This window comes from Streptomyces sp. S6, assembly GCF_054880855.1.
In genome coordinates this window covers 1-3,432 of sequence record NZ_JBTYMC010000485.1, presented here as the reverse complement: position 1 = coordinate 3,432, position 3,432 = coordinate 1, and the positions used below count along the sequence as shown (strand labels likewise).

At 70.5% G+C, this 3,432-nt stretch carries 4 protein-coding genes; 1 reads left to right on the top strand and 3 read right to left on the bottom strand.

The genetic code is table 11. The features are described 5' to 3' along the window. Positions 1–304 precede the first annotated feature (304 nt). From ACVNF4_RS34005 to ACVNF4_RS33995, 3 genes are read right to left on the bottom strand one after another with little or no spacing between them, the layout of a single operon-like run. Positions 305–1,138: an amino acid ABC transporter ATP-binding protein gene (locus ACVNF4_RS34005; protein WP_461806727.1), complete on the bottom strand. Its 834-nt coding sequence runs from the start codon at positions 1,136–1,138 to the stop codon at positions 305–307. A 1-nt stretch (position 1,139) separates the two neighbouring features. Next, positions 1,140–1,985: an amino acid ABC transporter permease gene (locus ACVNF4_RS34000; RefSeq protein WP_461806726.1), complete on the bottom strand. Its 846-nt coding sequence runs from the start codon at positions 1,983–1,985 to the stop codon at positions 1,140–1,142. A 31-nt stretch (positions 1,986–2,016) separates the two neighbouring features. After that, on the bottom strand, positions 2,017–2,853 hold the full coding sequence (locus ACVNF4_RS33995) for an ABC transporter substrate-binding protein (protein ID WP_461806725.1): 837 nt from the start codon (positions 2,851–2,853) through the stop codon (positions 2,017–2,019). 221 nt (positions 2,854–3,074) lie between these two features. On the opposite strand from ACVNF4_RS33995, the gene ACVNF4_RS33990 reads away from it, so the two are divergent. After that, positions 3,075–3,432, top strand: a 358-nt coding sequence (locus tag ACVNF4_RS33990) for a gamma-glutamyltransferase (RefSeq protein WP_461806724.1), incomplete at its 3' end; no start/stop codon positions are given.

Sequence of the window (3,432 nt, the reverse complement as noted above, 5' to 3'; positions counted from 1 at the left end):
GTGCCCTCGCCCGTTTCTTGCGTCCGCCGCCCTGCTCTCCGAACCTCGGCCCGGTTCTCGGTGCCTCGGCCTCGTTCCCGTGCCCTCGCCCGTTTCTTGCGTCCGCCGCCCCGCTCCCCGAGTCCCCATCCCGCTCCCCGAGTCCCCGTCCCGCTCCCCGAGTCCCCGTCCCGCTCCCCGAGTCCTCGCCCCGCTCTCGGTGCCCCGGCCCCGCTCACGCGCCCGTTCCTCGCGAACCCGCCCCTCCCTCGCGATCCCAGCCCAGCACCAGGCAGCCCGCTCTTCCGCCCAGTGCCCGAGACGGTCAGTGAGTCTCGTGGATGCGTCGGAGGAACGTCCGCGTGCGTTCATGCGCAGGGTCGGTCATGAGCTGCTCCGGAGGCCCCTCCTCCAGGATCGTCCCCTGGTCGAACATGACCAGCCGGTCGGCGGCGGAGCGGGCGAAGCCCATTTCGTGGGTGACGACGATCATCGTCATGCCGTCGTCGACGAGCTCCTTCATCACGGCGATGACCTCGCCGACCATCTCGGGGTCGAGGGCGCTGGTCGGCTCGTCGAAGAGCATCAGTCCGGGCTTCATGGCGAGGGCGCGGGCGATGGCGACGCGCTGCTGCTGGCCGCCGGAGAGTGCCGACGGCCGTGCGGACGCCTTGTGCTCCAGGCCCACGCGGGCGAGGAGGGCCCGTGCCTGCTCCCTGGCCTCGGCCTTGGGCACGCCGAGGACCTTCGTCGGCGCGACGGCCACGTTGTCGAGCGCGGACAGGTGGGGGAAGAGGTTGAACCGCTGGAAGACGAAGCCGATGTCGCGGCGCCGCTCGGCCACCACCTTCGGCCGCTCCTCCACCGGCCGCCCCACCTTCGCGGGCCGGTCCGAGCCGGAACTCCGGGGCCGATACCCGACAGGCCGCCCGTGGACGAGGATCTCGCCCTCGTCGATGCGCTCCAGATGGTTGAGGCAGCGCAGGAACGTGGTCTTGCCGGACCCCGACGGCCCCACCATGACGACGACCTCACGGGCCCGGACGTCCATGGAGATCCCGTTCAGCACCCGGACCGTCCCGAACCGCTTGGCCACCCCGCGGGCGGACATCACCGCCGAGGGATCGGCCGCCGCGTCGAGTTTCGTGATGGCGTCCATGTCAGTGGCTCTCCTTGCCCGCGAGCACGGTGTCCTTGCGGACGGTGGTGCGGCGCAGCCCGCCGCCGGTGAGCCGCTCCCGCAGCGAGGGGGTCTCGACGACCGGTCCGGGTCCCGCGAGCCGGCGCTCGATGAACCGCTGGACGAACGACCACACGGTCGTCAGCGCGAGGTAGTAGCAGGCGACGACGAGGAAGATCTCGAAGGTCTTGAACGTCGCCGAGTTGACGGACTGCGCGGTCAGGAACATCTCCTGGAGGCCGATGACCGACAGCACGGACGTCGACTTCATCATCAGGTTGAACTCGTTGCCCAGCGGCGGAACGATGATCCGCAGCGCCTGGGGCAGCAGCACGACCCGCATGGTCGTCGCCGGGGTCATACCGAGCGCCTGCGCCGCCTCCGCCTGCCCGGGATCGATGGCGTCGAGGGCCGCGCGGAAGATCTCCGCCATGTACGCGGCCTCGTTCAGCGAGAGCGTCAGTATGGCGGCCTGCACGACCCCGAGGAGCACGAGCCCGCCGACCTGGAGGTCACCGAACCGGTAGACCCCCGCCGCTGCGAGCCCGTTGTAGACGAGGACGAGCTGCACGAGCAGCGGCGTCCCCCGGACCAGCCAGACGTACGTTCCGGAGCCCCGGCGCACCGGGGCGAAGCGGCTGCGCTGGGCCAGCGCGAGGGCGAACCCGAGGAGCACGCCGAGGAGTTGGGCCACGACGGAGATGTAGACGGTGCGCCAGAGTCCTTCGAGGAACACGTCGGACGGCGAGATCAGGTAGTGCCAGAAGAACGGCCAGTCGAAGCCGACCGGCGGCCCCGCGTCGGCGAGCACGGTTGCGTGGGTCACGTGGGTCTCTCTCTGCGTGCCTGCTGCGACGTCAGTCGGCGATGCTGTCGCCGGTCAGGTTCCACTTCTTGAGGATCGCGTCGTACGCGCCGCTTCCCCGTACGGCGGCGAGCGCCTTGGCGAGCGCGTCGTGCAGGGCCGTGTCACCCTTGCGGGTCGCGGCCCCCACCTTGACGCGGTTGAAGGGCTCACCGACGAGGGCGAACGTACCGGGCTGCTGCTTCTGCACGTAGGCGGCGGTCTCCAGCGTCGAGCTGTACGCGTCGACGAGCCCCAGCCGCAGTTGCTGGAGGGCGTCGCTGTCCTTGGTGAACAGCCGGATGTCGATCTTCCCCTTGCCGGCCGCCTCGCACTTCTTGGACTGGTCGGCGAGGTACTGGGCGGCGGTCGTGCCGGTCTGCCCGGCCGCCTTCGTGCCGCACAGGTCGTCCGGGCCCTTGATCTTCCCCGCGTTCCCGGCGGCCACGACGAGGGTGTTGGAGGCGTACATGTAGGGGACGAAGTCGACGACCTTCTCCCGCTCGGGCTTGATGTAGAGCTGGCTGACGATCACGTCGCACTGTTTGGCCTGGAGCGCCGGGATGATCCCGCTGAAGCTGGTGTTGGCCCAGTCCGCCTTGACCCCGAACTGGGCGGCCAGCGCGTCGCCGAGCTCGATCTCGGCGCCCACCGCCTTCTGCGCGACGTCGTAATAGCTCAGCGGGGGCGCGCTGATGTCGGCGCAGTAGGTGAGGTGACCGTCTTTCATGAGCGCGCCGGCCGGCAGCTTCACCGACGCGGGGGCGGGGGCGGCGGCGTCGGTGCCGTCGGAGGTCGTGGAGCATCCGGTGAGGGCCAGGGCGGCCACGGCGGTGGTCCCTGCCAGCACGGCTGTCGATCGGCGGGAAAAAGCGTGCGACCAGGCCATTTCCGAACCCCTTTGCGGAATCGCGCTGTTGCGCGGCGAGATAAGTCAGTGTCATAGTCGATGACGTTGACTATGGCAGCGAAGCTAGGCCCGCCGCTCTTGGACTGTCAAGAAGTCCGCGTTACGCGGCGGTTAAAGAGACCTCTTCACCACTGGCCCCAGTGCACTCGGGAAAGGGAACCATGTCCGCATTCACCGAACGTCAGCTTGCCGCGAGCGGCGAGCGCTGGGCCGTCGCGACCCCGCACGCGGCAGCCGGCGAGGCCGCCGCCGACGTGCTGCGCGAGGGCGGGAACGCGGTCGACGCGGCGCTCGCCGCCGCCGCCATGCTGACGGTGGTCTACCCCAACCAGTGTTCCGTCGGCGGCGACCTGCTGGCCCTCGTGGGCACCCCCGACGGCGCCGTCCGCTGCGTCAACGCCAGCGGCCGGGCCCCCCGCGCGATCGACGTGGAAGCGCTCACAGCCGCGCACGACCTGATGCCCGTGCTCGGCGCCCTGCCCGTCACGGTCCCCGGCGCGGTCGCCGGCTGGGCAGCCC